Source organism: Novosphingobium aromaticivorans DSM 12444, from assembly GCF_000013325.1.
In the GTDB taxonomy this organism is placed as follows: Bacteria; Pseudomonadota; Alphaproteobacteria; order Sphingomonadales; family Sphingomonadaceae; genus Novosphingobium; species Novosphingobium aromaticivorans.
Genome location: NC_007794.1, coordinates 665,454 through 688,360 on the forward strand (window position 1 = coordinate 665,454; position 22,907 = coordinate 688,360).

31 protein-coding genes are annotated in these 22,907 nt (G+C 63.3%); 16 read left to right on the forward strand and 15 right to left on the reverse strand.

Translation table 11 applies throughout. The annotated features are described in order from the left end of the window. Window positions 1–8: 8 nt before the first annotated feature. The 12 genes from SARO_RS03085 to SARO_RS03140 all read right to left on the reverse strand — a co-directional run bounded on the left by SARO_RS03085 (window position 9) and on the right by SARO_RS03140 (window position 8,217). Entirely contained in the window at window positions 9–1,160 is a 1,152-nt protein-coding gene (locus SARO_RS03085; protein WP_011444278.1) for a tyrosine-type recombinase/integrase, read from the reverse strand. A gap of 3 nt (window positions 1,161–1,163) precedes the next feature. Continuing rightward, window positions 1,164–1,385 carry a hypothetical protein gene (locus SARO_RS03090; protein ID WP_011444279.1) on the reverse strand — a complete coding sequence of 74 codons (222 nt, stop codon included), beginning with the start codon at window positions 1,383–1,385 and terminating at the stop codon, window positions 1,164–1,166. A gap of 3 nt (window positions 1,386–1,388) precedes the next feature. After that, window positions 1,389–1,709, reverse strand: coding sequence for a hypothetical protein (locus tag SARO_RS03095; protein ID WP_011444280.1), 321 nt, complete (start codon window positions 1,707–1,709; stop codon window positions 1,389–1,391). Next, window positions 1,706–2,326 carry an MT-A70 family methyltransferase gene (locus tag SARO_RS03100; protein ID WP_011444281.1) on the reverse strand — a complete coding sequence of 207 codons (621 nt, stop codon included), beginning with the start codon at window positions 2,324–2,326 and terminating at the stop codon, window positions 1,706–1,708. The genes SARO_RS03095 and SARO_RS03100 overlap by 4 nt, the downstream gene beginning before the upstream one ends. Next, on the reverse strand, window positions 2,326–2,847 hold the full coding sequence (locus SARO_RS03105) for an MmcB family DNA repair protein (protein ID WP_011444282.1): 522 nt from the start codon (window positions 2,845–2,847) through the stop codon (window positions 2,326–2,328). Before SARO_RS03105 ends, SARO_RS03100 begins: the two co-directional genes overlap by 1 nt. Further along, on the reverse strand, window positions 2,844–3,530 hold the full coding sequence (locus SARO_RS03110; RefSeq protein ID WP_011444283.1) for a hypothetical protein: 687 nt from the start codon (window positions 3,528–3,530) through the stop codon (window positions 2,844–2,846). Before SARO_RS03110 ends, SARO_RS03105 begins: the two co-directional genes overlap by 4 nt. Window positions 3,531–3,533: 3 nt before the next feature. Next, window positions 3,534–4,049 (reverse strand): hypothetical protein, encoded by a 516-nt coding sequence (locus tag SARO_RS03115; protein ID WP_011444284.1) that lies wholly within the window; start codon window positions 4,047–4,049, stop codon window positions 3,534–3,536. Between the two features lie 3 nt (window positions 4,050–4,052). After that, on the reverse strand, window positions 4,053–4,370 hold the full coding sequence (locus SARO_RS03120) for a hypothetical protein (RefSeq protein WP_011444285.1): 318 nt from the start codon (window positions 4,368–4,370) through the stop codon (window positions 4,053–4,055). Window positions 4,371–4,373: 3 nt separating this feature from the next. Continuing rightward, window positions 4,374–5,831, reverse strand: coding sequence for a ParB/RepB/Spo0J family partition protein (locus SARO_RS20090; protein WP_011444286.1), 1,458 nt, complete (start codon window positions 5,829–5,831; stop codon window positions 4,374–4,376). A 20-nt stretch (window positions 5,832–5,851) separates the two neighbouring features. Beyond that, window positions 5,852–6,925: a DUF6551 family protein gene (locus tag SARO_RS03130; protein ID WP_011444287.1), complete on the reverse strand. Its 1,074-nt coding sequence runs from the start codon at window positions 6,923–6,925 to the stop codon at window positions 5,852–5,854. Next, complete coding sequence (locus SARO_RS03135; protein ID WP_011444288.1) at window positions 6,922–7,278, reverse strand: hypothetical protein; 357 nt, start codon at window positions 7,276–7,278, stop codon at window positions 6,922–6,924. The genes SARO_RS03130 and SARO_RS03135 overlap by 4 nt, the downstream gene beginning before the upstream one ends. Window positions 7,279–7,764: 486 nt before the next feature. Next, window positions 7,765–8,217 carry a hypothetical protein gene (locus SARO_RS03140; RefSeq protein WP_011444290.1) on the reverse strand — a complete coding sequence of 151 codons (453 nt, stop codon included), beginning with the start codon at window positions 8,215–8,217 and terminating at the stop codon, window positions 7,765–7,767. Window positions 8,218–8,339: 122 nt separating this feature from the next. On the opposite strand from SARO_RS03140, the gene SARO_RS03145 reads away from it, so the two are divergent. Further along, on the forward strand, window positions 8,340–8,672 hold the full coding sequence (locus tag SARO_RS03145) for a hypothetical protein (RefSeq protein ID WP_041550038.1): 333 nt from the start codon (window positions 8,340–8,342) through the stop codon (window positions 8,670–8,672). A gap of 74 nt (window positions 8,673–8,746) precedes the next feature. Here SARO_RS03145 and SARO_RS03150 read toward each other — a convergent pair whose 3' ends face one another. The 3 genes from SARO_RS03150 to SARO_RS03160 all read right to left on the reverse strand — a co-directional run bounded on the left by SARO_RS03150 (window position 8,747) and on the right by SARO_RS03160 (window position 10,331). Then, window positions 8,747–8,980, reverse strand: a complete 234-nt coding sequence (locus SARO_RS03150) for a hypothetical protein (RefSeq protein WP_011444292.1) — start codon at window positions 8,978–8,980, stop codon at window positions 8,747–8,749. An 89-nt stretch (window positions 8,981–9,069) separates the two neighbouring features. Continuing rightward, window positions 9,070–9,726, reverse strand: a complete 657-nt coding sequence (locus SARO_RS20525) for an HIRAN domain-containing protein (RefSeq protein ID WP_011444293.1) — start codon at window positions 9,724–9,726, stop codon at window positions 9,070–9,072. Further along, a complete protein-coding gene (locus SARO_RS03160; protein WP_234007401.1) occupies window positions 9,723–10,331 on the reverse strand; it encodes a S24 family peptidase in 609 nt (202 codons plus the stop codon). Before SARO_RS03160 ends, SARO_RS20525 begins: the two co-directional genes overlap by 4 nt. Window positions 10,332–10,422: 91 nt before the next feature. On the opposite strand from SARO_RS03160, the gene SARO_RS03165 reads away from it, so the two are divergent. From SARO_RS03165 to SARO_RS03235, 15 genes are all read left to right on the forward strand, one after another. Next, a complete protein-coding gene (locus SARO_RS03165) occupies window positions 10,423–10,686 on the forward strand; it encodes a hypothetical protein (protein ID WP_143005035.1) in 264 nt (87 codons plus the stop codon). 35 nt (window positions 10,687–10,721) lie between these two features. After that, window positions 10,722–11,117 carry a hypothetical protein gene (locus SARO_RS20925; protein ID WP_157042416.1) on the forward strand — a complete coding sequence of 132 codons (396 nt, stop codon included), beginning with the start codon at window positions 10,722–10,724 and terminating at the stop codon, window positions 11,115–11,117. Next, window positions 11,117–11,584 (forward strand): phage regulatory CII family protein, encoded by a 468-nt coding sequence (locus SARO_RS03175; RefSeq protein ID WP_011444297.1) that lies wholly within the window; start codon window positions 11,117–11,119, stop codon window positions 11,582–11,584. Before SARO_RS20925 ends, SARO_RS03175 begins: the two co-directional genes overlap by 1 nt. Beyond that, window positions 11,581–12,147, forward strand: coding sequence for a hypothetical protein (locus SARO_RS03180; RefSeq protein WP_011444298.1), 567 nt, complete (start codon window positions 11,581–11,583; stop codon window positions 12,145–12,147). Before SARO_RS03175 ends, SARO_RS03180 begins: the two co-directional genes overlap by 4 nt. Beyond that, entirely contained in the window at window positions 12,144–12,503 is a 360-nt protein-coding gene (locus SARO_RS03185; RefSeq protein WP_011444299.1) for a hypothetical protein, read from the forward strand. Before SARO_RS03180 ends, SARO_RS03185 begins: the two co-directional genes overlap by 4 nt. Further along, entirely contained in the window at window positions 12,500–13,747 is a 1,248-nt protein-coding gene (dnaN, locus tag SARO_RS03190; protein ID WP_011444300.1) for a DNA polymerase III subunit beta, read from the forward strand. The genes SARO_RS03185 and dnaN overlap by 4 nt, the downstream gene beginning before the upstream one ends. A gap of 16 nt (window positions 13,748–13,763) precedes the next feature. After that, window positions 13,764–13,961, forward strand: coding sequence for a hypothetical protein (locus SARO_RS21305; protein WP_011444301.1), 198 nt, complete (start codon window positions 13,764–13,766; stop codon window positions 13,959–13,961). A gap of 4 nt (window positions 13,962–13,965) precedes the next feature. Further along, window positions 13,966–15,684: a DNA primase gene (gene dnaG, locus SARO_RS03200; RefSeq protein ID WP_011444302.1), complete on the forward strand. Its 1,719-nt coding sequence runs from the start codon at window positions 13,966–13,968 to the stop codon at window positions 15,682–15,684. Beyond that, window positions 15,681–17,303, forward strand: coding sequence for a DNA primase family protein (locus SARO_RS03205; RefSeq protein ID WP_011444303.1), 1,623 nt, complete (start codon window positions 15,681–15,683; stop codon window positions 17,301–17,303). Before dnaG ends, SARO_RS03205 begins: the two co-directional genes overlap by 4 nt. 313 nt (window positions 17,304–17,616) lie before the next feature. Then, window positions 17,617–18,090: a hypothetical protein gene (locus SARO_RS03210; RefSeq protein ID WP_011444304.1), complete on the forward strand. Its 474-nt coding sequence runs from the start codon at window positions 17,617–17,619 to the stop codon at window positions 18,088–18,090. Window positions 18,091–18,297: 207 nt separating this feature from the next. After that, a complete protein-coding gene (locus tag SARO_RS21710) occupies window positions 18,298–18,606 on the forward strand; it encodes an HNH endonuclease signature motif containing protein (protein ID WP_011444305.1) in 309 nt (102 codons plus the stop codon). Between the two features lie 344 nt (window positions 18,607–18,950). Continuing rightward, window positions 18,951–19,175, forward strand: a complete 225-nt coding sequence (locus tag SARO_RS03220) for a hypothetical protein (protein ID WP_041550049.1) — start codon at window positions 18,951–18,953, stop codon at window positions 19,173–19,175. Between the two features lie 58 nt (window positions 19,176–19,233). Further along, window positions 19,234–20,919 carry a terminase large subunit gene (locus SARO_RS03225; protein WP_234007402.1) on the forward strand — a complete coding sequence of 562 codons (1,686 nt, stop codon included), beginning with the start codon at window positions 19,234–19,236 and terminating at the stop codon, window positions 20,917–20,919. Beyond that, the gene (locus SARO_RS03230) at window positions 20,916–22,220 is read left to right on the forward strand and encodes a phage portal protein (protein ID WP_011444308.1); all 1,305 of its coding nucleotides are present in this window, start codon (window positions 20,916–20,918) and stop codon (window positions 22,218–22,220) included. The genes SARO_RS03225 and SARO_RS03230 overlap by 4 nt, the downstream gene beginning before the upstream one ends. Further along, window positions 22,210–22,905 carry an HK97 family phage prohead protease gene (locus tag SARO_RS03235; RefSeq protein WP_011444309.1) on the forward strand — a complete coding sequence of 232 codons (696 nt, stop codon included), beginning with the start codon at window positions 22,210–22,212 and terminating at the stop codon, window positions 22,903–22,905. The genes SARO_RS03230 and SARO_RS03235 overlap by 11 nt, the downstream gene beginning before the upstream one ends. The last annotated feature ends 2 nt before the right edge of the window (window positions 22,906–22,907 follow it).

The window sequence follows — 22,907 nt, forward strand, 5'->3', positions numbered from 1 at the left end:
ATTTTCAGTCACTTACGTGCCTGCTTGCCCTGCCGTTTTACAGGCTGTTTTACAGCTGCCTCGGCAATGCGCTTGCCGATTGCCACGACGATGGCCGCTTCGTCAACGTATCTTTTGCGGATTGTGGCGACCTGGTCGGAGCTCCACCCCATGACGCTGGCAATCTGATCGTCGGTCAGCCCGCCACCCGGAAGCGTCATGAGCTTGGTTGCGAACGTGCCGCGGAGATCGTGGAGATGCTTCGCCTTGTCCGCTTCGTCGTCGTAGGCCGCGCGGTGGACGATGCCCTGGCCATCGTTGGCGAGCGAGCGGTACTTGTTGAACTGGGCCGACAGCGTTGCGGGCTGCACGGGGTTGCCATGAGCCCCGACCAACACCGTTTCGATGCCGGGCTTGCGCGTACGGGCGCGCAGCTCCTCGAGCAGTTCGCGAAGCCCTGGAATGATCGGCATGACCGTGCGCTGGCGCTTGCCGGCCGACTTCTTCTTGGCCGTTCGTCCGATATGTGTGTCGAAGACTTCGTCCCGGCGCAGGGCGCAAAGATCGGCGCGTCGCATACCGGTGAACTCGGCCAGCTTGCGCGCGTCGACCAGCCATTGTGGGGCGACGGCATCGAAAGCAGCACAGTCTTCCGGGAGCCAGATGATCTCCTCGCGATTGCCGCCCTTCCATAGGCGCGGCACCGGCTGCGCGGGGTTGCACGCCATCAGGCCCTGCAGCAGGCCATACTTGGCCATCATGGACAGCACCTTCACATGCTCGTCGGCGGTTCGCAGGCCATTTGCGTCCGCCATTTCATCGCGCCACTTCACGATCTTCGACGTGGTGCGCGGATCTCCGAAGACCCGAAGCGGGACCTTGCCCCACTTTTCCTCGATCTTTGTGCAGCAGTCGCCCCACAGGCTGCGCGTGGATTCGGCGAAGGCCTTCCATTCGCGGCTCCGCTGCCACCTGGTGGACAGGCCTTTGACGGTATCCGCCGGCTCGTCGCTAGCCTGCTGTGCTGCGGCGATCGCGGCGATATCAGCCTTGGTCAGGCGCGGTTGGGTTGCCTGTTCCGCTACTCGGATGCGCGGCCCGCCGCGCCAGGCGTAGATGTACCAGCGAATCGGCTTGCCCGACTTGGCGGAGCGAACGAAGTGAACACCGGCCACGGACATTGCTTACCCCAGCTTGCCGCTCTGTTCCCATGCTTCCCATTCATCGCGCGGAACAGCTGGGAAGGCGCGGGTGTCGAACACCTGAATCGAGCCGTCAGGGGATACCTTGATCGAACACACGTCAAGTCCAGCTTCGCGCGCGTATTCGACGGCCGCGCGGACCTTGGCCTTCTGCGGGTAGCCCTTCGGCTCACGATCGACGTTGCGGGTAGCTTGCGATGCCATGGCTCAATCACCCATCATCATGGCGAGGACAGCCTTGCGGACCTGCATGCCGAATGCGGTCAGCAGGCGGCCGCGGTGGCGGTCGGAGGAGAAGTCGCACAAGCCCAACGGGCGTAGCAGTGCTATGTCCTGAGGATAGGCGTAGCACCCTTCGTGGCGCATCACGGCCGCCGCGAGGGCGCATCGCACGTCTTGCGGCAGGCAGATCGCATACTCCTCGGGGTCGGGCACGTCGGCCAGGTGCTGGCGAAGCGCGCGATCGTAAGCGCGCTGCTGCTCGCCCCAGTCGACCACCCGCGAGTCAAGGATCGGTTCCAGGATCACGCGGTGACCTCGCCATGCTTGCCGACCTGGTTGCCCCAGCTGCTCCAGCCTTCCCGCGTGGACCGAGCAAAGAGTTCGATGCGGGGGAAGAAGCCGAAGAGAGACTCAAGGTCCGAATAGACCCTGTCCGGCTTCCTGCTGTGTTCGCGCTTCGGTTCGACGATCAGCTGGGGGACGCCGTGATCCAGCACGCGCAGGCCCTTGCCTCGCTTGAACAGCAGGCAGGGTTCGACCTGCTTACGCGTGTACTTGCCCATGCCGATCGGGCAGGGCGGCACGTCGTCGGTGAACAGGTCCGCCTGGTTGGGGCGCAGCTGGCGTTGCTTGGCCCAGTAGAACAGGTCCGTGACGTAGACGAAGCCCCACGCGCGCCCGAGCTCGATCGCCTGATCTAGGTGGCTACCGATCGCCCACATGACGAGCACGGCGTTGCTGGCGGAGATCTCCGCTACGGGCAGGGCCTTCATGTCGTCGATCGACATGGTCGGATAATGATCCTCGCCCTGCTTTTGCGTTGGCGTACGCTGTGCGCCGGACCAGAGCACGGTTTGCCATGCCGGGTCAGCGTAGAGCAGCTGGAAGCGCTTGCCGGCGAGAGAGGCAAAGGGGGTATCCATCAACCGAAGATCCCGAACTTCCAAGGCTCGAGCCCTGCTTCGCGCAGCAGCTTGGTCGCATCACGAACCTGCCTCTCAGCATTGAGCATCCGCTTCTTGAGAGTGTCCTGGTCGCGATGGAGCTGGCCTGAGTTTCGGATCAGCGAAACGACGAACTGCCAACTTGGCGCATCCTTGTCACGGATCGGAGCAGGCACGATCGTCCGCAGCTTGTCGCCATCTAGTTCGATCAGTCCCGCCCAGTCCGGTACTTCGTCCTTGCGCACGAGTGCAGCCGGCGTGACGTAGAAGAACCGATCGGAATAGAGACGTGCTTCGCGCTGCTTCACAGCATGGTCGCGCATGAAGTCCTGCCGAGAAACCTTGATCTCGTACGCAATCGCATGGAACCCGGCCGACCCGTTGGCGCTGATAGTCCAGAAATCGCAACGCCGATCGCGGCCGGACATGGACAGCTCAGTGGCGAATATGTCGTCACCAGCGCGCTTGATCAGCGCTGCAAGGATGTCGTCTGCGGTCATCCGCGCGCTGCCTTGCCGATGTTTCCCTTGTGCACATCAAAGGTGTAGACGGTGACCCACGGGTTGTCGGCCCACCTGGTGCCGGACTCGCCGTGCAGGCTGTCCCAGAGATCGTGGTAAGCGTCGTCCGCATAGATGCGCCACTCGAGATCAGCAGACCCACGGTACGCCGGAAGGAGTCCACCGACCGCGCCCCGCTCAAGACCTTCTGCGCGACAATCCGCCGCGCTAATTTCCTGAAGTCGCTGCACGCGGACATCGGTGATCTGGAGCCACATACGGGAGGCCCAGCGAGGCATGTGAATTGAGGGGCCGTACTTTGGCCACTGCGGCCAGCTGCCCTTGCCGGGGATGGCGTCACCGACCGGCCACTGCTCAACGAACTCCGTGTGGCTGCGGTTCGCGCTGGCGCGATAGCCAACCTCGACGACGTCGGTATAGGTGCCGCGCACCGACCACGCTTCCCGCACGTAGAGCCGGTCACCCTGCGCATGAGGCACGCGGAACTGCACTTCACCTTCCTCGTCACCGAACCAGCCCGGCTCATCACAGGCAACGATGTATGTCAGCTGTGGGGTGTTCGGGTTGTTGGGCCATGCGCACAGGCGCCGGGTCTGTGTCTTTGTGCCGTCCAGCAGGGCGCGCACCATAGCATCCGAGAAGATGATGCCCTTGTCAGCCATCGCTCAGCCCTCCGCCACGGCGAGCGCTGGCTCGGATTGCACCTCGGGCAACCGGTAGCGGATGCGGTGATCGTCCGGCAGGTATTCGCGGAAGACTGCGACGGCTTCGTCAATGTTGGGGTGCCGAAGTGCCATGCCGCCTTCGTGGCTGCGCTGGAAAAACGACAGCTCGAAGTGACCTGCTGACTTGGCGCGGATCTCGCAGCGGATGCGCGCTTCATGGCAGAGCAGCACCAGCAACGTCAGCGGATAGAAGTCGAAGGTGGACATGCGGCCATCTCTCCACGGGACGAATATGCCCGAGTGATTGTGGCCCACGCCCCACGATACCTTTTCCCAGTTGATCGGGGCGTTGTAGATCCCGCCACCAACCATTCCGCAGATATCCATGACCTTAGCCTGGAAGTCGGTCAGCTTCTCGGGCGCTGGCTTCCATGAGCGGCGCTTGGCGTACATCTGGTTATAGCCGCGGTTGTTGTCCTCGACCCATGCGGCGTGGTCTATGCGTGCATATGACATCGCTCAGCCCTCCTTGCGGTCGAGACGTTCGATCTCGGCGAGGATGAGCGCAGCGGCTTTCACCAGGTTGCGGCGCCGATCGCTGGGCTTCCATTCCCACCGATACGGCCAGACCTGCCTTGGTGTTTGGAGATGGGTTACGTAGAAGGGGCCACTGCCGCCTTCTATGCCAGCGAGCGCGTAACATGCTGCCGCGCGAGACAGCGCGCCGTCGCAGTCATGTTCGTCATCATGCTGCGCGGTGTACCCTTCGACTTCGATCTGGCGTTGCCGCTCGGTTGTGACGTCCGCCAGCGCTTTGGAGGGAGTAAAATCGGCCATCGTTCAGCCCTCCGCCTCGTCGGTCACCAGTTCGTCGGCGCCGTCGTCTTCGTCATCGTCTTGGGACTGTGGCGCGGCCCGTGCGGCTTCCTCGGCAGCGAGTTCCTCGTCGTAGAGGCGTTCGGCCTCTGCGCGGTTCGCCTCGATGTCGGCAACAGGCACGCGGATCATCATGGCGACGAGCTTGAAGTTCTCATCATCCGGATCTTCGTCGACCAGACGGGGAGAGTATTTCGGCCAGAAGGTGCGCCCGTCGAGCTCGGTATCCTTCAGAAGGCCACCGGTGAGTTGGGGTACGGCCAGACGGGCGGCAAGGATGCCGACCTGGTAGGCACGCTGGCTGGCTGCGCGCTCGGCTTCCCAGTCTCGCTCTTCGCGCGGTGCCTGCTTTTCCTCGGGCTTATAGGTGCCGATCAGGGAGACCTTGGTAACGCCGTCCTCACGATCCTTGTCGAGCGCGTAGACGCCGACCAGCTGCTTGCGCTTGGCCTTGCTCAGGCCTTCGACGTCGCCCCAGTTCTTCATGTAGCCGGAGGGGGCCTTGGGCCATTTAGCATAGTACCCGATGCCTTGGCCCGGCGCGTAGAGGCCTTCCTTGAAGCCGTGTTCCTTGATGAGCGCGGGGATTGCCGCTTCTGCAATCTTCCTGGCGAGGCTTTCGAGCAGGGTGACGTCGACCACGCGTTGCTGGCCTTCGGCGCCCATGAACATCTCGCCTTCGATGCGTCCGCCTTCGGCCTGATAGGTGACGAGGCCGACGAACTCGACCAGGGCGTGGTCGAGCGGCAAGGTTCGGTTGCGGATGGCATCGCGGATGGTGCTGGGCTTGTGGCCGTTCCACGTGTCCTTCTCGCGTTCCTTGAACACCTTCAGCTGCAGCGCGTGATCGGTGGTGGCGGCATAGGCCTTCGCCGCCTCCAGTCCGATCTTGTCGGTTCGCAGCGCCTCGAGCACGTCGGGGCAGAGATCCGCGAGGCGCATGCGGCCTTCGACGTAGCTGACCGTCTTGCCAAAACGCTTGGCGGTGTAGGCAATCGCGGTGGCCTCGCTCTCGCCGTGCTTGGGAGACATGCGCTGGTCGACGATCGCCTTGAACGCGCCGAATTCGTCGGCCGGGTTCATTGCGACCTTATGCAGGTTCTCCGACAATGAGGTCTCGCTGGCGTCGTCGCGATCTTCCAGCAGGCAGGGCACTTCGTGATCGGCAGGTAGCCGACCATCCGCCACGAGCAGCTGCATCGCCTGGAAGCGACGGCCGCCGGCAATGACTTCCCACTTGCTGTCCCAGTCGGCCTCGGCCTCGCCAGTAAGGAAGTGGGCCGGGATAACGACCAGGTTCTGTTTCAGGCCACGCGCAGCGATGTCGTCGGCGAGCGCGGCGATATCGGCGTCGCGTTCCGTATGGCGGACGTTGAGCTTGGACAGGATGAGCGAGCTAAGGGGCAGGGTAGTGATCGACATGGATTTGCCTTTCGCTGGTTTCAGGCGTCTGCGCGGGCGGTGCAGAAGCGGTCGGTGCAGGCGCGGGCCTTCTCGCGGCTGACAAGCTGGTCGCACTGTTCGCACCAGCCCTTGCCGCTGGTGCCGAAGACGGTGGCCAGCTTTTTGGTGGCAGCGCGCGGGCGCGGGGCTGGTGCGAGCGTGGCGGGCTTCGGTGCCGGCGCAGGCGTTGGCGCGGTGCGGGGCGCTGCCACTGGCGCAACAGGGGTGGCCTTCGTCGGGAGGGGGCGGGCGCTCGGCGGCTCCTGTCCCTTGGCCGCAGCCACCATGGTGGCGGCGATCGCGGCGATATGGGACATGGCTGGGAAGGATTCGCGGTGGATGATGCCGCGGCTGATCCAGGTGTCGGGTTGCACGGCGCCGATCGCCGCAATCAGTTTGGTAGTGGGCAGCGGATCGTCGAGCATCGTGTCGAACACGTCGACGAGCGCTTTGAGCAAGGTTGCGGACTGCCGTACGGGCGTGTCCGGATAGGCGGCGCGCAGGGCGGTCAGCGCGAACTGGACGGGAGCTTCACCCTTGAAGGCGTAGACCTTGACCAGCATCGGGGCGCATTCGAGATCGCCCGCCTTGTATGCGGCCGTGTTGCTACCCTTGCGGACGGTCCAACCGGTCTGCGCGATCAGATCCGCCACGGCCTTTGCCTGCGGGTCGCCGGCAGCGAGCATGCCATGGAACACTTCGGCCTGGGTAAGTCGCTGGCGCTTGGTGTTGAGCTCGACGAACGTCTTTGCCTCTCCTTCCAAGCCCAACGCGGAAAGAATGACGCACGGCAGGAAATGAATATCGCCCCGCTCGATTGCGCCGGCATGCCGGTGCTGACCGTCGAGGATCAGCAGGCTACCATCGCTCCTGCGCGATACGACGAGGGGCTGGCAAAGCGACCAATCCCAGCGCTTGACCATGCCGACGATGATCCGGCGTGAGGCGGGGCTGTCCGTCGCGCGCTGATAGGTTGGGTCAACCGCCAGTCGATCGACGGGAATCTGTTCCAGGCTGGGCGGCGCGCCAACCTGCGGGCCGCATGGTACGCGGTTCTGGACGGGAGCGATCATGGTTCGAAGACCTCGAGAAAGCGGGTGAGCGCGCCGAGCATCTGGTTGATCGCCTCGGGCGAGGTCTGATCCTCGTGTTCGGCCGCGAGAATGCAGGCGCGGGGATATTCGAGGCGAAGCGCCGCCTGCATGGCGCTGGCCAGGAGTGCGACGGTTTCCTCGGCAAAGGCGAAGCAGCTGCTATCTTCGCCTTCACGTGCGAAGCGCAGCAGCTCGGCGGCAGCATTGGCCGCAGCTTCGGCCGCGGCGATCGCGACGCGCGCTTCCTGTCGGGGCGCGCAGGGATACATGCGGAAGCTCGCGTGATGGCAAAAGCCGGTGTCATCGCAGCGGGGGCAGTGGGGTTCAGCCATTGCGACCCCCACGACGGGACGCGACCACGTGGATCGCATGCCAGCAGGCGCCTGCGATGAACCCAGCGTTCAAGCCGATCACGAGCGTGGAAATTCCAATGACGACATGCGCGACCATGGCGGATCTCTCAGAAGAAGACGGTGCGGACGAACATCGCTACGCCCAAGACGAGGGCGAGCAGCGGAAGAGCGAGCTGGCGCAGGCTGTGCGCCCAACCGGGCGGCGGGGGATCGGCCGGGTAGATCATGCGGGCTGTCCGGAAATCACAGCCGCGCAGATCGCGGACAATGAAGCCGCGATGGCGGCCAGCGCCGGCATGGCGAGAAGAAGGATGCGAAAGTCGCGGCGATCGCGATCAGTGATGCCGTGGGTCTCACAAAGGACGGGAGCCGGCTCTGCCGACGCGACCCGAAGGGCCGGCTCCCGAGTGTGGGCAACAGCGTCCAGAGTTGAACGCGCTGTGCCAAAGGAGGGTGAGTCCAGCATCACGCGGCTGCCTTCTCGGGCGGCGCGAAGCCGGGATAAGGCGGCACGTGGACGCCATTGATATCGTGGCGAAGGTGCAAGGCAATCCGCTGAATGCCGGAAGCGACCTGTGCCAGTGCCGCGTTCTGGCTATCGGCCAGCCAGCGGTTGAAGGCTTCGTCACGCGCGGATGCCAGCACCGGAACCCAGTGCGCCCGCGGGCAGATGTCGTCGGCTGCGAGCCAACGCGCCTCGCCCTCGTTGCCGTCCTGGCGGCGTACGCGCAAGGGTTCCTCAAGCTCCGGCAGATCAGCGCCGCAGAGGCATGCGACAGCCAGCCACGGGCGAAGGTGCTTGTCCGCTTGGAGCGCGCGCATGCCGCCGTTCCGCACGATCTCCCGCGCGCGCTGCTGGCGCTTGCGAAACTCCGCGGCGGCCAATGCGGCGAGCGGGAGGCGGGTGACCGGCGTCATTGCGCTTGCCTTCCGCCGGGAAGCGTTGCGCGCTCCCCGGCTTCGGCTACGCTGGCAGGGGAACAGACCAGCGAAGGGGAATTAATTTGGGCTTGGGCATGCTTGGTAACGTCACGCCTGCCATGAAGGCGGCTGACGGGCTGATCGGAGCTTGGTGCACCGATGCGGACGGTGTGAGAGATGGATTCGTGATGGAGCCGGTCTGCGCGATCACCACCGGCGTCAAGCTGATCGCCCTTGCCTCGGGCGAGCTTGCGCGAGCTAGTTCGGAAGAAGGTCCGCCCACGATTATGAACGTGCCGATTGACTGCTGGATTGCAGACCCTGTGCGAGAAGACATGGCGGCACGTCTCGTTTTCGATTTCGACGGTGCACCCGTCGCAATCGGGCTCGACGCACACCAACTCATCAAGCTGGCAGCCGCATTGGGCGCATTGGCCCGTAAAGTCGGCTGAGGCACTGCTATCGCGGAGCGGCGATGCCGCCGCGTCTCCTGTCGCGGGCAGGACCCGGATGCCATCCCATTGCATCACGCGGCCTTCCGGCGGCGGGGACGCTTGCCCAGTGCGGCTTCGACGCTGGCGAAGATCTCGTTGCGATCGACCGTGCGGGTGTCGCTGGCCGAGCGGTCGGCGGGATGGCGGACGAACGCGACCAGCACGGTCCCGTTGGCATTGTGCTGCAGGATGCGGACCTGATCAGCGTTAGGCGAAACGAACGCCGTAGAGCCGACGTACGGGAAATCTGTAGGTGTGCGAAGCATTGGTGCCTCCCGTGGTGTTGCGGGAGGCAAACTAGTGTGACAATGCACACCTCGTCAATCCATAAAGTGTGCAATAGCACACCGTCTTGTTAGGCGCCCAAGCGCAAAGCCCTCACGGTATCGGCGTCGACGGGTGGAAGGCCTTCGTGAGCGAGCATTTGTAGCAGCAGTGCATGAAGCTCGGCGTCCAAGCGAAATAGGACTGCCTCGGACACGTCCGCTAGCGTGTCGCAGGACGGACATTTCAATACGCTGTCGTCCCGTAATCCCTTGTAGTTGTGGCTGTATGACCTCCCACAATCACAGTTCAGTGGCACGGTAGCCATTGCAATCAGCCCAGTCGCCAACGCGAGTGCGCGTTCGTCTCCGGTTGGCTCGATGGCGCGACTCTTGGCGTCACTCTTCCCCCTTTTTCTGGGGCTAGAAGAAAACTCTCGAATGAAAATCGGATCATCCGTCAATGTGACGTCGAGGACGACGCCGAAAACACCGTGTCCGTCCCCGTCAGATATGGCCTTGATCGTGGCAGCAATACCTAATCCATCTTCGTGGACTGCTCGTTGCAGCCAGGAGGATCTCGGAATGTAGCCGATGACATCGCCAACATTGTTTTCAACCCGTAAAGCTCGACTGTCGTAAGGATTGTCGCGTTCGTGGTATACACGGACAGCTTCACCAGGATGAGATCGGAGAATGCCTTCTTGGTAGTTTACTTCGCCTGCGAGTCCTACCGGGTAGATCTTCAAATTGCCCTCGCTGGTCGCTGTCTGACCCACAATACCGGCGCGGCCCAAACCACTTCCTCATTCTCCATGTCCGGAGCGTTCAGTGATCTGAGAGTGAAACGCCCCGGTTCGGAGCCTTTGGCCAAAATTTTCAGGTAGGTGCCGCCCTCAGCAGTTCTCACCGCGCAGTACTCACCGATCGCCGATCTTGGTATGCCGTCCACATCCCTGCGAACGTAAACGATGTCGCCATCTTCGTACTTCGGAAGCATAGACGTGCCGACAACCTCCAGCGCCATTACTGCGGCGCTTGCGCCCGGCGGCTTGGGAACGGTCGGTCCCGAGTGAGAATCTTCTGCCTCGAATAGTACCTGCCCACCAGCTCCGACTCGACCAGCCAGGCGCATTTCGGGCTCTTCGATCAATTCATCGACAGACATTTGGAAATAGTCGGCGAGGCGCACCAGTGTGCCGATGCGCACGTCATTCCTGCTGCTATCGAAAATATCGCGGATCGAGGTTTCCCCTAGGCCCGCAGCTTTGGCTAGCGGTTTCCGCTTTATTTTGTGCTCGTCCATCAGGCTTTGCAGCCGAGTGCGGAACGCATCGATGTCGAACTTGCTCATGTGTGAAGTATCACACATTCGGGGGGTAACCCAGCAGTCGGGAAGTTTCACACCTTGACGGTGTGCAATGTCACACTTTAAGAGTGTCGGCATGACGCTACTGGATGACATTGAGCAGTTCCTCGAGCGACACGCGCTGAGCGCGACCGCTTTGGGGCAACAAGCACTTGGCGATCGTCATTTCGTCCGACAGCTGCGCGCTGGACGCGACGTGAGGATGAGCACGGTCGAGCGTGTGCGCAGGTTCATGGATGAGTATCGCGGGGACGGTGAACATACCGGTGTTGATACTGCTCCATCGGACCAATCCGCCACCGGACAAATCAACGACTTGTCCGAGCGGGGCGCGGCCTAATGGCGGCCCTAACGATGAGCGTCTGCGGCGCTTGCATGCAGTCGATGCGCCGATCCGTGGAGAGCCTTGCAACAGCTCTGGAGCAATCAACGCGGCTTGAAGCCCTTGCCGAGAGCTTTCCCCAGCTGCTTTGCAAGACTTTGGGTGGCCGCTTCGATGTCTTGCCGAGTTTTGGCGAAGCTCTCGTCGGTGGCAGTCACCTCAAGATTGCAGGCGGGGCATCGCAGGCCGTTCTCGGCTTTGAGTGCACCCAGCTTCTCCGTGAACTCATGGCCGCACTGGCAAGTGAATTCGATGTCGCAATTGTCGATGTCCATGGCTGGCCTGTTCTTTCGTTCGTGTGTGGAAATGCGAACGTGACCGATGCCGAGGCTCTCAAAAAGGGCCTCGGCGGAGGTTTCCCCCACAATCGAACTGAAGGTGAAGCATGATGTCGGCGCTGGCCCGTCTGAAGCGCGCCGTTCGCGCCGCCATCTCCAGCTGCTCCGGTGTTGATGGCGCCGCAGCGACAACGGACCGGTCTCGCTCGGTCGCGGGCGACTGGAACAACCTGAACCATGCCGCCTTCCCGCCGCTCGACAAGGCGCTGGCGATGGATGAGGTCGCGATGGCGAAGGGCGAATTGCCGCCGATCGCATGTGCCTATGCGCGCGAGCTTGGCGGCATGTTTGTTCCGCACATCGATCCGCACGCCGACGAAGGCACGGCGCCCTGGCTGGTGATGAAGCTGGCGCAGGAAGTCGGGGAGGTATCGGGGCTGACCAGTGAGGCAATCGCCAACGACGGCCACATCGACCCGACCGAAGCGGAGGGCATCCTTCGGCAACTCGATCAGCACGACCGTGCAAGCGCCCATTACCGCGCAGTGCTCATGAAAATCAGGGAGAAAGGCCAGTGAGCCATGTTTCCGGGCGGAAGGTCGCGCCGGCCCACTCGACCCTCTATGTCCCGAAGGACCAGCTCGAGGCGTGGTTCCTGAAGGCGAGCGAAGGCGCGAAGCGCGTCTACGCGCGCGGCCCGGGTCTGGATCAGAAGGAAGCGGTCTGCATCCTGGTGCGCGACTGGGCGAGCACTGGCGAAGTCGACCTGGTCCAGATGCGCGACCAGGAGACGCGCGAGCTGCTGTACTACGTGCGGCGCAAGCGGCCCGTGGTGCGCGAGGCGGGAGCCGATCGCCGCCGGGTGCAGGTTGATGACCAGTTCCGCGAGACTCCGGAAGGCCGCATTTTCCTGATGCTCGTGCGCGCGGCCAACCTTGGACGGCCCTGTCCGAGCAATGCGGAACTGGCCGAGTTCGCTGGCCTCGAGACGGCCGAGCAAGCCCGGTACCTGCTGCGCGAAAAGCTGGTCAAGCCGGGGCTGGTCGAACTGCACCACGTGGGTGCCGGCAATGCGCAGCGGCGCGCGAAGATCGTGGAAACGGGCCGGTGGACGGCGGACATCAAGGAGAACGGGCGGTGAGCAATGATAGGAAGGCGCTTGCCGCTGCAGTGCGCGCGCGGGTTTCAGGTTTGCTGGGCGACGGAGTCCATAGCGGCGCGGTGGTTTCCACCGCAGTCGACATGGTTGCCGAATTGGCAGCCATGGGCGGGGTGTCGCCGATCGAAGCGGTTGTCATGGGCCGCATCCAGGAGCGAGCGGATATCCTTGCCTTCCTTGCTGGGCGGCGGACCGCGGCGCTGACGATCGCGGACAAGCACCCGGAGATGGGCGAGGGAGCGGATACCCATGCCCGCGCCAAATGGGCGGCCGAGCAGATCGCCATCGAGATCGAAGCCTTCGAGCAGGGTCTTCATGAAGGGAGGGCTGCGCAGTGATCGCAACCGACAAGCGCAAGCCCGCCTTCCGGATTGCGGCGAAGGCTATGGCCAAGGCATTGGCCGACGTCGTGGAAGTGACACCGGCGGGCGGGAAGGACACCATTCCTATCCTGAACACCGTACGCATGGAGGCAAGTGACGGCGTTCTGACGCTGACGGGTTGCGACCTGGACCAGTGGATCATTCGTTCGCTGCCGACGTCGGACCGTGAGCCCAATTCGGCGGAATGGCTGGCATCGATCCGGCCCTTCGCAACATGCGTCCCGGCCCGGGCGCTGCTGGCGATCGTGAAGCAGATCGATGCCGACGCCATGGTGACGGTGGCAGGCCCTACGGACAAGGAAAGCCGGGTAACCATTACCGCCGGTCGAAGCCGGTTTCGCGTGGCGTGCCTGCCGGTAGACGACTTTCCGTTCCCGACGCGCCCCGACTTCGAGCATAGCTTCAGCATCGCCGCTGGCGCGCTCCGCGACGTGTTCGCCCGTGTAGAGCATGCGATCTCGACCGAAGAGACGCGCTACTACCTCAACGGCGTGTACATGCATCCGCAAGATCTGGACCAGCGCTTTGCCGCCACGGACGGTCACAGGCTTGCCCGCCTGGTCCAGGACGGCCCCGACGGCGCGGCATCCTTTCCTGCCGTGATCATCGGCAGGCGCACGGTGGCCGTACTGGACAAGCTGCTCGATGCCGCGGGCAAGGTCGATACTTCGACGAGCGACGACGCCGACAAGGCATGCAGCCGGCCGATGGTCGAGGTGGATTCCGACAGCAACGGCAGGGTGATCTACTGGGCCATGCCGGCACCCGATGGCGGAGAGGTCACGCTGATCGCCAAGACGGTGGATGGCACGTTTCCGGACTATGCACGGGTGATACCCTCGGCCCCCTCGAGCTTCCTGACGGTCGATCGTGAAGCGTTGCTGGCCGCGATCAAGCGGGTGGCGGCGGTCTGTTCCGACAAGACGCGTGCGGTGAAGCTCGAGCTGGATGGCGCGGAGAAGGCGATCGTCTCCACCGCCTCGCCCGAGATTGGCGACGCGATGGAAGAGATCGCCTGCGAGTATGCCGGCGAGCCGCTGACCATCGGCTTCAACGGGGACTACTGGCGCAGCTGCCTGAGCGCGGTGGCGACCGACAAGGTCCTGATGAAGTTCACCGACGCAGGTGGGCCGTGCCGCATCGAGGCGGAAGGTGGCGAGTCTGCGCTGGTCCAAGTGCTGATGCCCTTGCGGGTCTGATTGGCGGGAGCCTGACATGAGCGTTCAATCCGATATCGGCCCGGCGCGCGGTGGCGTGCCGCGGTGGAAAACGTATGCCCAGGCGCGGGAGATTGCGGCGCTGGCGCAGCTGGCGATGGAATGCGCGGCCGATACACCGCGTGCTGATCTTCCGCGCGCGCTTGCCCAGTTCGACAGGATTCGCGCGATCCTGGGCACGCAATCGGCCGAGTGACGAGATGGCCATCCCGCATCAATTCCTGGACGAGCTTCGATCGCGCACGACACTGTCCGCGCTGATCGCGCAGACCCTGAAAATCGACAAGGCAGGTCGCGAGTTCAAGGCCTGTTGCCCGTTCCACGGCGAGAAGACGCCGAGCTTCACCATCAACGATGCCAAGGGTTTCTATCATTGCTTCGGATGCGGCGCCCACGGCGATGCCATCCGGTGGATGATCGACCAGCGTGGCCTGCAGTTCATCGACGCTGTGAGCGAGCTGGCGAGCGCGGCGGGCATGAAAGTGCCGGCGCCGACGCCGCAGGAGCGCGAACGTTCTGCCAAGATCGAGACGGTGCGCGAGGCTCTGGACATCGCGCAGGGCATCTTCGTGGGCCAACTGCGCGAGGCCGGTGCCGTGATGCAGTACCTCGAGCGGCGCGGCATGACGCCGATGGATCTGGAGATCTTCGGCATCGGCTACGCCCGTGGCATGGACGGATCATTGCGCGGGTCTGGCATCGGTCGGCAGATCGGGCAGGCTGCCGGCCTGTTGAGCCAGCGCGAAGATGGATCCTTGCGCGAGATGTTCCACGATCGCGTCACGGTTCCGATCCACGATGCGCGCGGGCGCCTCGTCGGGTTCGGCGGTCGCGTCTGGCCTGGTCGACGTCGCGACACGCCGAAGTTCGTGAATAGCCCCGATAGTCCGATCTTCGACAAGGGACGGACCTTGTTCAATCTGCATCGTGCGGCGCCAGCGGCGCGGCCGGGTGCAGAGAACCGGCTGATCGTCGTCGAAGGCTATTTCGACGTCGTGTCCATGGCCAGGGCGGGCTTTGCCGCTTGTGTTGCGCCGATGGGTACCGCGCTGACGGAAGAGCAGCTGGTACGTTGCTGGCGGCTTCATCACCGGCCGGTGCTGTTGTTCGATGGCGATTCCGCAGGGCAAAAGGCTGCGGTGCGGGCCTGCCGCACGGCCATCCCGGGTATCGGGCCCGGGCGCGAGCTGGCGATCGCATTGCTGCCTGACGGGAAGGACCCTGACGAGCTGCTGTACATGGACGCCACCGGCATGGGCCGGCGCGCCATCGAAGCGATCGTGACCGAAGCCCTTCCGCTGCATACGTTCCTGTTCGATGCGATCGTCGCGGAGGCGGGCGCAAATCCGACGCCAGAGCAGACGGCCGCGGTGTGGGCAGAACTGGCCGCGCTGGCCGGGGAGATCGCCGACGAGGAGACGCGGTGCCAGTACCTTGGCACATGGCGTGCCCGGTTCGAGCGCGAGATCTCTGCGCTGCCGCAGGTCCACGAGGCAGAGCCGCTGCATGCGGTGGTCGCGGCCGAGGACGGCGAATACGTGTTTCCCGAAAGCGAGTCCGACAGCCAGCGGCGTTTGATCGCGCTGGTGCGTGCGGTGCTCAAGAAGCGCGAGGAACGGCGCGAGATCAACGAAGAGATCGCGGACCTGATGAAGATGGCCGAACTCGCCGGGTTCCAGAAGAAGGCGATCAGCGCCGCAGTGGCGGACATCGAGTCCGACATGAAGCACGGCCCGGCCAAGCGCGAGGAAGATGAAATGCAACGCGTGCTCTACCGCCGCGTGCTGGGGATCAGGGGGCCGATGACCGAAGCTATGATGCCGCAGTTGATCGATGGCACGCCGCGGGGCGCCAGCGCGCAGGTGAAGCGGCGCGCGACAGTGCATGCGTTGATCGATGCCAGGGCCAGCGCAGTATGAAGCGGCTTTCCTTGCTCGAGCGTTCGCGCCTTCCGACCAATGATCTTGGCAATGCGCGCCGGCTGTTCGAGGCAGCAAACGGACGCCTGTTGTGGTTGGCCGATGGCGCCGGCGGCAAGGGTTGCTGGATCGCTTTCGATGGCATCCGCTGGTCGGCCGACGAAGGTCCGATGCGCGCGCTGGCATTTGCCCAGAAGGCAGCGGTCGAGATCTGCGACGAGGCGCACGCCTTGCGCGAATGCACGGCTGACGAGTTGGCCGAGGTCTATGGGCGCAAGTTCTCCAAAGAGATGGCCGAGGAAAGAGCGGGACAGCTTTGGACCTGGTCGATCAAGTCGGGCGATTCCGCCAAGACGACTGCAATGCAGAACCAGTTCAAGGGGCTCCGCGACGGTGATGAGGGTCCGTTCGTCACACAGGTATGGCAGCGCGACTTCGATGCGCAGCCCATGGCCTACCACTGCAGCAACGGAACCTTGCGGTTCGTCCAGGATGACGCCGGGACTTGGAGCCACGTTTTCGAGAAGGGGCACCGGCCAGACGATCGGTTCATGCAGGTGGCAAACGTCGCCTATGATGCCGCAGCCAAGGCGAAGGCATGGATCGAGCGCATGGAAGTGATGCACCATGATCCGGTGCAGCGGACTGCCCTGCAGCGGATCTACGGCATGACGCTGACTGCGCTGATATCCGACCAGGCGTTCTACATCTTCCAAGGCAAGGGGCAGGACGGCAAGTCCGTCACCAATGACGTCGTCTGCCAGCTCCATGGCATGTACGCCCGCAAGGCCGACCCGAAGACCTTCCTCGAGGGACCGACTCAGCAGAGCAGCGGGCCTCAGAGCGACATCGTGCGTCTTGCCGGCGACGTCCGCCTGGTGGTGATGGACGAACCAAAGAAGAACAGCACGTGGGACGGCCAGAAGATCAAGCAGGCCACGGGTAGCGAGATGATCGCGCGTGGCGTGCATGCGACCACGGAATTGAGCTTTACGCCGCACTGGCAGCTCATCGCCGAGTGCAACGGCCTGCCCAAGGCACCGAGCGACGATCGCGGCTTCAGGCGTCGCTTCAAGCTCTATCCTTGGGTTGTCCAGTTCGGCGTCACGCCTGGTGTTGCTGATGAGCCGGTGCACCTGGTGAAGGCACGCCTGATCGGAGAAGGATCGGGCGTTCTCAACTGGATGATCAAGGGCTGCGTCGAATGGCTGAATGAACGCGTTGTGCCGGAGCCGGAGGCCGCCAAGCGCGCGACGGCGAGCTTCTGGTCTGCCAGCTCGGCCATGGGCGAGTGGATCGCCTCACACTGCGACCTGTCCGATCCTGAAGCCCGCGAGGAAGCGACGCCGCTGTACAAGGCGTTCCGGCAATTCTGCATAGATCGCGGCGACGATGAAACGAAGATCATCACCCAGACGACTTTTGGGCGGCAGTTGAACGATGCGCAGATCTATCGCGTTCCGAACAATTCGACCGGCAAGGTTGAGCGTGTGGGCATCCGCCTCAAGCGCGTTGATGAGCTGGGTGGCGGTGCGCTGTCCACCAGTGGCCGCGACACCTTCGACGATGATGTCGCGCGCTTCGACGCTGACAATCGCGACCCCTTCGGCGCGCCGTGACGCCCCCCGCACCCCCCATCGGCCTTGGCCGAAATCGGCCGGTTAAACTGTCGGGGGAACTATTCGGACAACTGTCAGCGAGACTGTCTGGGGCGGAATTCGGAAGGGTCGGGCGGATGGTCAGAGGCGGTTCGAAAGGGCCTTCCTGACGGTTCGCCCGACAGTTGCCCGACAGTTGGGCCGACAGTGTGAATGCCTGATTTCCGGGCGTTCCAGACGGTTCCGACAGTTGGCGCGCAAATTGAGCCTGTGCCTGTGCGGGCGTGCGCACGAAAACAAAGAAATCTATTAGTAACTGTTAGGGAAGTGAAAAATGGGAAGAAGAGACCCGGAGATCGAAGCGACCGAAGAGATGCTGCTCGAGGCGTGGCAGCTCCTCATGCGATCGCCTGACCAGGAGCGTGGCTGGCTTATCAGCGGACAGCGTTCATGGTGGCCGCAGATCATCCGCGACAAGGTCATGGACTATGCTGACGAGGATGCCCGTCCGCGCCAGCAGCTGGGCCGTCGTGAAGTCGCGCTGCGTGATCGCGTGTTCGTGGACGTCGGATGCCTCGCGGAGGAGATCGCGCCGCAGATCCGTCCCCTGGTCGCCGTGGTGCTGACCATGAAGACCTGGCGGGATGTTGGTGGGTTTCGCTGGGAGAGGGTGTGGGAGGCGCTGGGTGGGCGCGAATCGGGCACGACGTCGGATGGCCTGAAGGTTCGGTATCAGCGCACCCTGAAGCAGCTTGGTGCCATCGAAGCGGCGCGCCGGGACCGCGTGGGCGACGGCGAAAGGCTCTGATCTTCTCGTGGGGTTTTCGGAGCAAAGGCGCAGAAAAGGTACCCCGGAGGCTGTCAAGCCCCGGAATGATTCCGGGGTCAAAATAAAGGGTGTTCTTCTCCGGGGTATTTGGGGCTTAGGAATCGATACAGTCGGCGAGACGTGTGCAGGGCGCTAGCGCACTCTCGTTGACACCCTCTTCACTCGGAGATTGCCTTGGTCCGGCTTATGCGGCGACAGGAGCGCATTGCGCCCCGCCCGCCACGGATAGCGCCAAGGGCCAAGAAGACCCTCCCTTTCTACCAGTCGGCTGAATGGAAGGCGCTGGTTGCCCAGGTGATCAAGCTGCGAGGTCGGCGATGCCAGGATTGCGGGTCCGGATCGGGCCGGATCTATGCGGACCATGTCAAGGAACTGCGGGATGGCGGTGCGCCGCTCAATCCCATGAACATCTGGCTGCGGTGCTCACCCTGTCACGGGGCGAAGACCGAGGCCCGCCGGCGCGAGCGCGCAGGCCTGCGCCCCGTTCAGGATTGACGGCGCGGACCTGAACGGCAGGGGGGGAGGGCAAAAGTCTGGAGGCCCGGGCGGTATAGGACCGCGCATGGACCCTTTGGGAGATTTTTTTCTTGAGCTGCGGAAGTTCGGACGACGCTCCGGGGCTGTTTGGCTGGACGCCAGCGCCCCCACGAGGTCAAGGCCGCCCCCCGTATGTCTGGAGTAGGGAAAAATCCAATAAACTCATGGTGTTATTCGCGTCCGGATATAGGCAGCGCGACGCGGCCGCTGTTCTGGGCTGCGACGTGAAGACATTGCGGAAAGTATTTCCCCAGGAGTGCAAGCATCAGGCTCAGGCCGAGCTCATCACTCGATCGGGGCTTATGGCCAAGTTGGTCGAGCTGGCTGAGAGCGGCAACGTGTCGGCCATCCGCCAGTTCGACAAGATGCTCACTGCCGAGCGGTTGAAGTCAGTTGCGGGCACGATCGTCGAGCGCCGAAAGGAAAAGCCGGAGAAGCTGGGCAAGAAGGATCAGGCCAAGCTGGCGGCGCACGAGATGGGTGGCAAGTTCGGGGCACGTACCCCGCCGCCGCGCCTGATCAACTGAGGTTGGTATGGCGCGGCCAGTGTGGTCGACTGCCTGCCAGGATTGGCGGGAGCGCATCGTGGCGCGCGAGAGCATCGCGCCATGCGGGCCGCTGTTCCCGGCGAAAGCCGCGGATGCGTTGGGGGTGTTCAAGTCACTGCAGGTCACCGACCTGCCTAAAAGGGAGAATGGGACCCACCCGACGTTGGGTGAAGTCTGCGACCAGTTCGTTTTTGACCTGGTTGCGGCCATCTTCGGCGCCGAGGATCCGGAAACTGGCGAGCGGTTGATCAAGGAGTTCATGCTCCTGATCAGCAAGAAGAATGGCAAGTCGATGATCGCAGCGGGCATCATGGTGACCGCGTTGATCCTCAACTGGCGTCCGAACGCGATCCTGCAGATCCTTGCGCCCACGATCGAGGTTGCGAACAACAGCTTTGAGCCTGCCATGGGGATGGTAAGAGCGGACGCCGAGCTGGCGATTGTCCTGAAGGTTGTCGAGCATCAGCGACAGATCAAGCACCTGACGACGGGTGCGGTATTGCGGGTCATTGCCGCCGACAGCGATACCGTAGCTGGCGGCAAGGCGGCGATGACGTTGATCGAAGAGCTCTGGCTCTTCGGGAAGAAGGCCAAGGCAGCCGCGATGTTGCGAGAGGCGCTGGGTGGCGGATCGGCAAGGCCGGAAGGCTTTACGCTCTACATCACGACCCATTCGGACGAACCACCGGCGGGCGTGTTCAAGACCAAGCTGTCGTACTTCCGCGATGTGAGGGATGGTGAGATCGAGGATCCTGCTACCTTCCCGATGCTGTACGAGTGGCCGGAAGACCTGTTGGAGTGCGAGTCCTACCTCGATCCAGAGTTCTTCTACGTCACGAATCCACACGTTGGCCGATCGGTCTCGATTGAATGGCTCAAGTCGGAACTGCAGAAGGAACAGATCGGCGAAGGTGAAGGCCTTCAGATCTTCCTGGCGAAGCATCTGAACGTCGAGATTGGTTTGCGGTTGCGGCGCGATCGTTGGGGCGGTGCTGAGCTTTGGCTCGATGCAGCGAATGATGACCTTGATCTCGACCAGCTGCTTGAGCGCTGCGAAGTGGCGATCGTTGGGCTCGACATGGGCGGCCGGGACGACTTGGCCGGTGCCGGCGTGGTCGGTCGCGAAAAGGGAACGGGTATATGGCTGGGCTGGGCGCATGCCTGGGCGCAGCGGGTTGCGCTGGAGCGGCGCAAGCAGGTGGCGCCGACGCTGCAAGGCTTTGCGGCTGAAGGCGACCTGACCTTCACCGATTCCGGTGAGGAAATCGTGAGCGCCATGGCGCGCCTTGCAATTCGGGTCCGCGACAGCGGCAAGATGCCTGCGGATGGCGGGGTTGCGGTCGATGCCTGGGGCATCGGTCCACTCGTCGATGCGCTGGTGCAGGCCGGGTTCGATCCTGGCGACGAGGCAATGAAGCGCGCGGGGCATATCGCCTCGATCAGGCAGGGTGTTGGCCTGTCGAGCGCGATCTACACGCTGGAATTCAAGCTCGGCGACGGGATGTTCCGTCACGACGGTTCGAACATGATGGCCTGGTGCGTGAGCAACGCGCTGGTCAAGCTCAGGGGCAGTGCCTTGTACGTCGACAAAGAGACATCAGGCGCGGGCAAGATCGACCCGTTCGTGGCGCTGCTCAATGCAGTGAAGCGTATGGAAGAGGGCCCGGTGGCCGTGGCTGGCGGCGTCGATAGCTGGCTCGCCAGCTTGCGTGGTGCGGCGTGAGCAGTCTGGCCCCGCGAACGTCCTGGCTCGCGAAGGCGACGACGGCGCTGCGCGACTGGCTGGTGCTCGGACCGGATCCGAAGATCCGCGACCCACAGAATTCGTCGCGTGGGGGGAACGGGGCGGGCGTAACCGTCAATGACCAGGCTGCGATGCGGCTGAGTGCATTCTGGGGCTGCGTCCGCCTCATCTCGTCTACGATCGGCTCGCTACCGGTCCCGGTCTATACCGTCGACCAGCGCGGAGTTCGCTCGGTCGCTCGGGAGAGTGCACTGTATCGTGTGTTGCACGATAGCCCGAACGCTGACCAGACGCCGGTCGATTACATGGAATGCGCCGTCATTTCGCTACTTTTGCGTGGCAACCACTACGCCCGCAAGCTGATGGAAGGTGGCCGACTGGTTGGCCTCGAGCCGATCAATCCCGCGATCGTCAGCGTCCGCCGGCGTTCCGATGGCAGGATTGGGTATCGTTGGACCGAAGGCGGTGAAAACTTCGACCTTACCGAGGATGAAGTTTTTCACGTTCGTGGATTCGGCGGCGGGCCGCTGGGCGGGCTTTCGACTGTCGAGTTTGCACGTGAATCGCTGGGCGTAGCGATCGCTGCGGACCGCGCCGCGAGCGCGATTTTCGCCAACGGGGTGAACCCGACAGGAATCATGTCGACTGATATGCCGCTGACGGCTGCGCAGCAGGCAGAGGCAGAGGAGTTGATCGTCAAGAAGTACCAGGGAGCGCACCGCATGGGTGTCCCGATGGTGCTTGGCCACGGGTTGAAGTGGAATTCAATCACGATGAAGGCCGACGACGCCCAGCTGCTGCAAAGCCGGGGTTGGAGCGTAGAGGAGATTTGCAGGTGGTTCGGCGTTCCGCCGTTCATGATCGGTCACAACGAGAAGACCACGAGTTGGGGTACCGGCATCGAGCAGATGCTGCTGGGCTTCCAGAAATTTACTCTCAATCCCTACCTGCGACGCATTGAGCAGGCTGTGCGCAAGCAGCTGATCACTCCGATCGAGCGTGCCCGTGGTCTGACCGCCGAATTCAATCTTGAAGGCCTCCTGCGGGCCGACAGCGCGGGTCGCGCATCGTTCTACGACAAGGCGCTCAAGTCGAAGTGGATGGTCATCAACGAAGTCCGGGCAAAGGAGAACCTTGCGCCGGTGCCGTGGGGCGATGAGCCGATCGTGCAGCAGCAGGACGTGCCGCTGTCCGATCAGCTCGATGCCCTCCGGGAAGCAATCAAGAACGCCCAGGACGTGGCCGGGCTGTTCCAGAAGGGAAACGCCAATGCAGCGTAAGAGCGGCGGGCTGAAGCTCCGCGATTTTCACCTGAGCGTGAAGGCGCAGGATATCGGCGACGATGGCAGCTTTACCGGGTACGGTTCCGTGTTCGGCGTTGTCGACAGCTATCAGGAAGTCGTCGCGAAGGGCGCCTTCACTGCGAGCCTCGCCGAACTTTCCTCGAAGAACCGCAAGGTTCCGGTGCTGTGGCAACACAGACAGTCGGAGCCGATCGGGGTGTACGACATGCTCGAGGAGGACGATCTCGGGCTGAAGGTCGCAGGCAAGCTCCTTGTGAACGACGTCAACCAGGCGAAGGAGTCGTTGGCGCTGATGAAGGCAGGCGCCGTGACCGGCCTGTCGATCGGCTATTTCGTCCGCAAGTCGTCCTACGACGAGAAGACCGGCATCCGCACCCTTCTTGAACTGGATCTGGTCGAGGTCAGCCTCGTGACCTTCCCGGCCAATGATGAGGCGCGGATCGACGCCGTCAAGATGAAGCTTGCCCATGGCGAGCTGCCCACTCTTCCCGAATTCGAGCGGCTCCTGCGCGAGGCAGGCTTCTCGAAAACGAAGGCCGCCGTCGTCGCCGCGCACGGCCTTCCGCACCTGCTCCGGAGTGAGTCCGGCAGCGCAATGGCGAATGAGGGCCTGAAGTCCCTCTCTGATGCCTTGGCAGGCCTCAAGCTGCCGACCTTTTAACG

Coding starts and splice junctions, on each gene's coding strand:
- SARO_RS03085 (WP_011444278.1), bottom strand. CDS start 1,160: ATGTCCGTGGCCGGTGTTCACTTCGTTCGCTCCGCCAAGTCGGGCAAG.
- SARO_RS03090 (WP_011444279.1), bottom strand. CDS start 1,385: ATGGCATCGCAAGCTACCCGCAACGTCGATCGTGAGCCGAAGGGCTAC.
- SARO_RS03100 (WP_011444281.1), bottom strand. CDS start 2,326: ATGGATACCCCCTTTGCCTCTCTCGCCGGCAAGCGCTTCCAGCTGCTC.
- SARO_RS03105 (WP_011444282.1), bottom strand. CDS start 2,847: ATGACCGCAGACGACATCCTTGCAGCGCTGATCAAGCGCGCTGGTGAC.
- SARO_RS03110 (WP_011444283.1), bottom strand. CDS start 3,530: ATGGCTGACAAGGGCATCATCTTCTCGGATGCTATGGTGCGCGCCCTG.
- SARO_RS03115 (WP_011444284.1), bottom strand. CDS start 4,049: ATGTCATATGCACGCATAGACCACGCCGCATGGGTCGAGGACAACAAC.
- SARO_RS03120 (WP_011444285.1), bottom strand. CDS start 4,370: ATGGCCGATTTTACTCCCTCCAAAGCGCTGGCGGACGTCACAACCGAG.
- SARO_RS20090 (WP_011444286.1), bottom strand. CDS start 5,831: ATGTCGATCACTACCCTGCCCCTTAGCTCGCTCATCCTGTCCAAGCTC.
- SARO_RS03130 (WP_011444287.1), bottom strand. CDS start 6,925: ATGATCGCTCCCGTCCAGAACCGCGTACCATGCGGCCCGCAGGTTGGC.
- SARO_RS03135 (WP_011444288.1), bottom strand. CDS start 7,278: ATGGCTGAACCCCACTGCCCCCGCTGCGATGACACCGGCTTTTGCCAT.
- SARO_RS03140 (WP_011444290.1), bottom strand. CDS start 8,217: ATGACGCCGGTCACCCGCCTCCCGCTCGCCGCATTGGCCGCCGCGGAG.
- SARO_RS03145 (WP_041550038.1), top strand. CDS start 8,340: ATGAAGGCGGCTGACGGGCTGATCGGAGCTTGGTGCACCGATGCGGAC.
- SARO_RS03150 (WP_011444292.1), bottom strand. CDS start 8,980: ATGCTTCGCACACCTACAGATTTCCCGTACGTCGGCTCTACGGCGTTC.
- SARO_RS03160 (WP_234007401.1), bottom strand. CDS start 10,331: ATGAGCAAGTTCGACATCGATGCGTTCCGCACTCGGCTGCAAAGCCTG.
- SARO_RS03165 (WP_143005035.1), top strand. CDS start 10,423: ATGACGCTACTGGATGACATTGAGCAGTTCCTCGAGCGACACGCGCTG.
- SARO_RS20925 (WP_157042416.1), top strand. CDS start 10,722: ATGCAGTCGATGCGCCGATCCGTGGAGAGCCTTGCAACAGCTCTGGAG.
- SARO_RS03175 (WP_011444297.1), top strand. CDS start 11,117: ATGTCGGCGCTGGCCCGTCTGAAGCGCGCCGTTCGCGCCGCCATCTCC.
- SARO_RS21305 (WP_011444301.1), top strand. CDS start 13,764: ATGAGCGTTCAATCCGATATCGGCCCGGCGCGCGGTGGCGTGCCGCGG.
- dnaG (WP_011444302.1), top strand. CDS start 13,966: ATGGCCATCCCGCATCAATTCCTGGACGAGCTTCGATCGCGCACGACA.
- SARO_RS03205 (WP_011444303.1), top strand. CDS start 15,681: ATGAAGCGGCTTTCCTTGCTCGAGCGTTCGCGCCTTCCGACCAATGAT.
- SARO_RS03210 (WP_011444304.1), top strand. CDS start 17,617: ATGGGAAGAAGAGACCCGGAGATCGAAGCGACCGAAGAGATGCTGCTC.
- SARO_RS21710 (WP_011444305.1), top strand. CDS start 18,298: ATGCGGCGACAGGAGCGCATTGCGCCCCGCCCGCCACGGATAGCGCCA.
- SARO_RS03220 (WP_041550049.1), top strand. CDS start 18,951: ATGGCCAAGTTGGTCGAGCTGGCTGAGAGCGGCAACGTGTCGGCCATC.
- SARO_RS03235 (WP_011444309.1), top strand. CDS start 22,210: ATGCAGCGTAAGAGCGGCGGGCTGAAGCTCCGCGATTTTCACCTGAGC.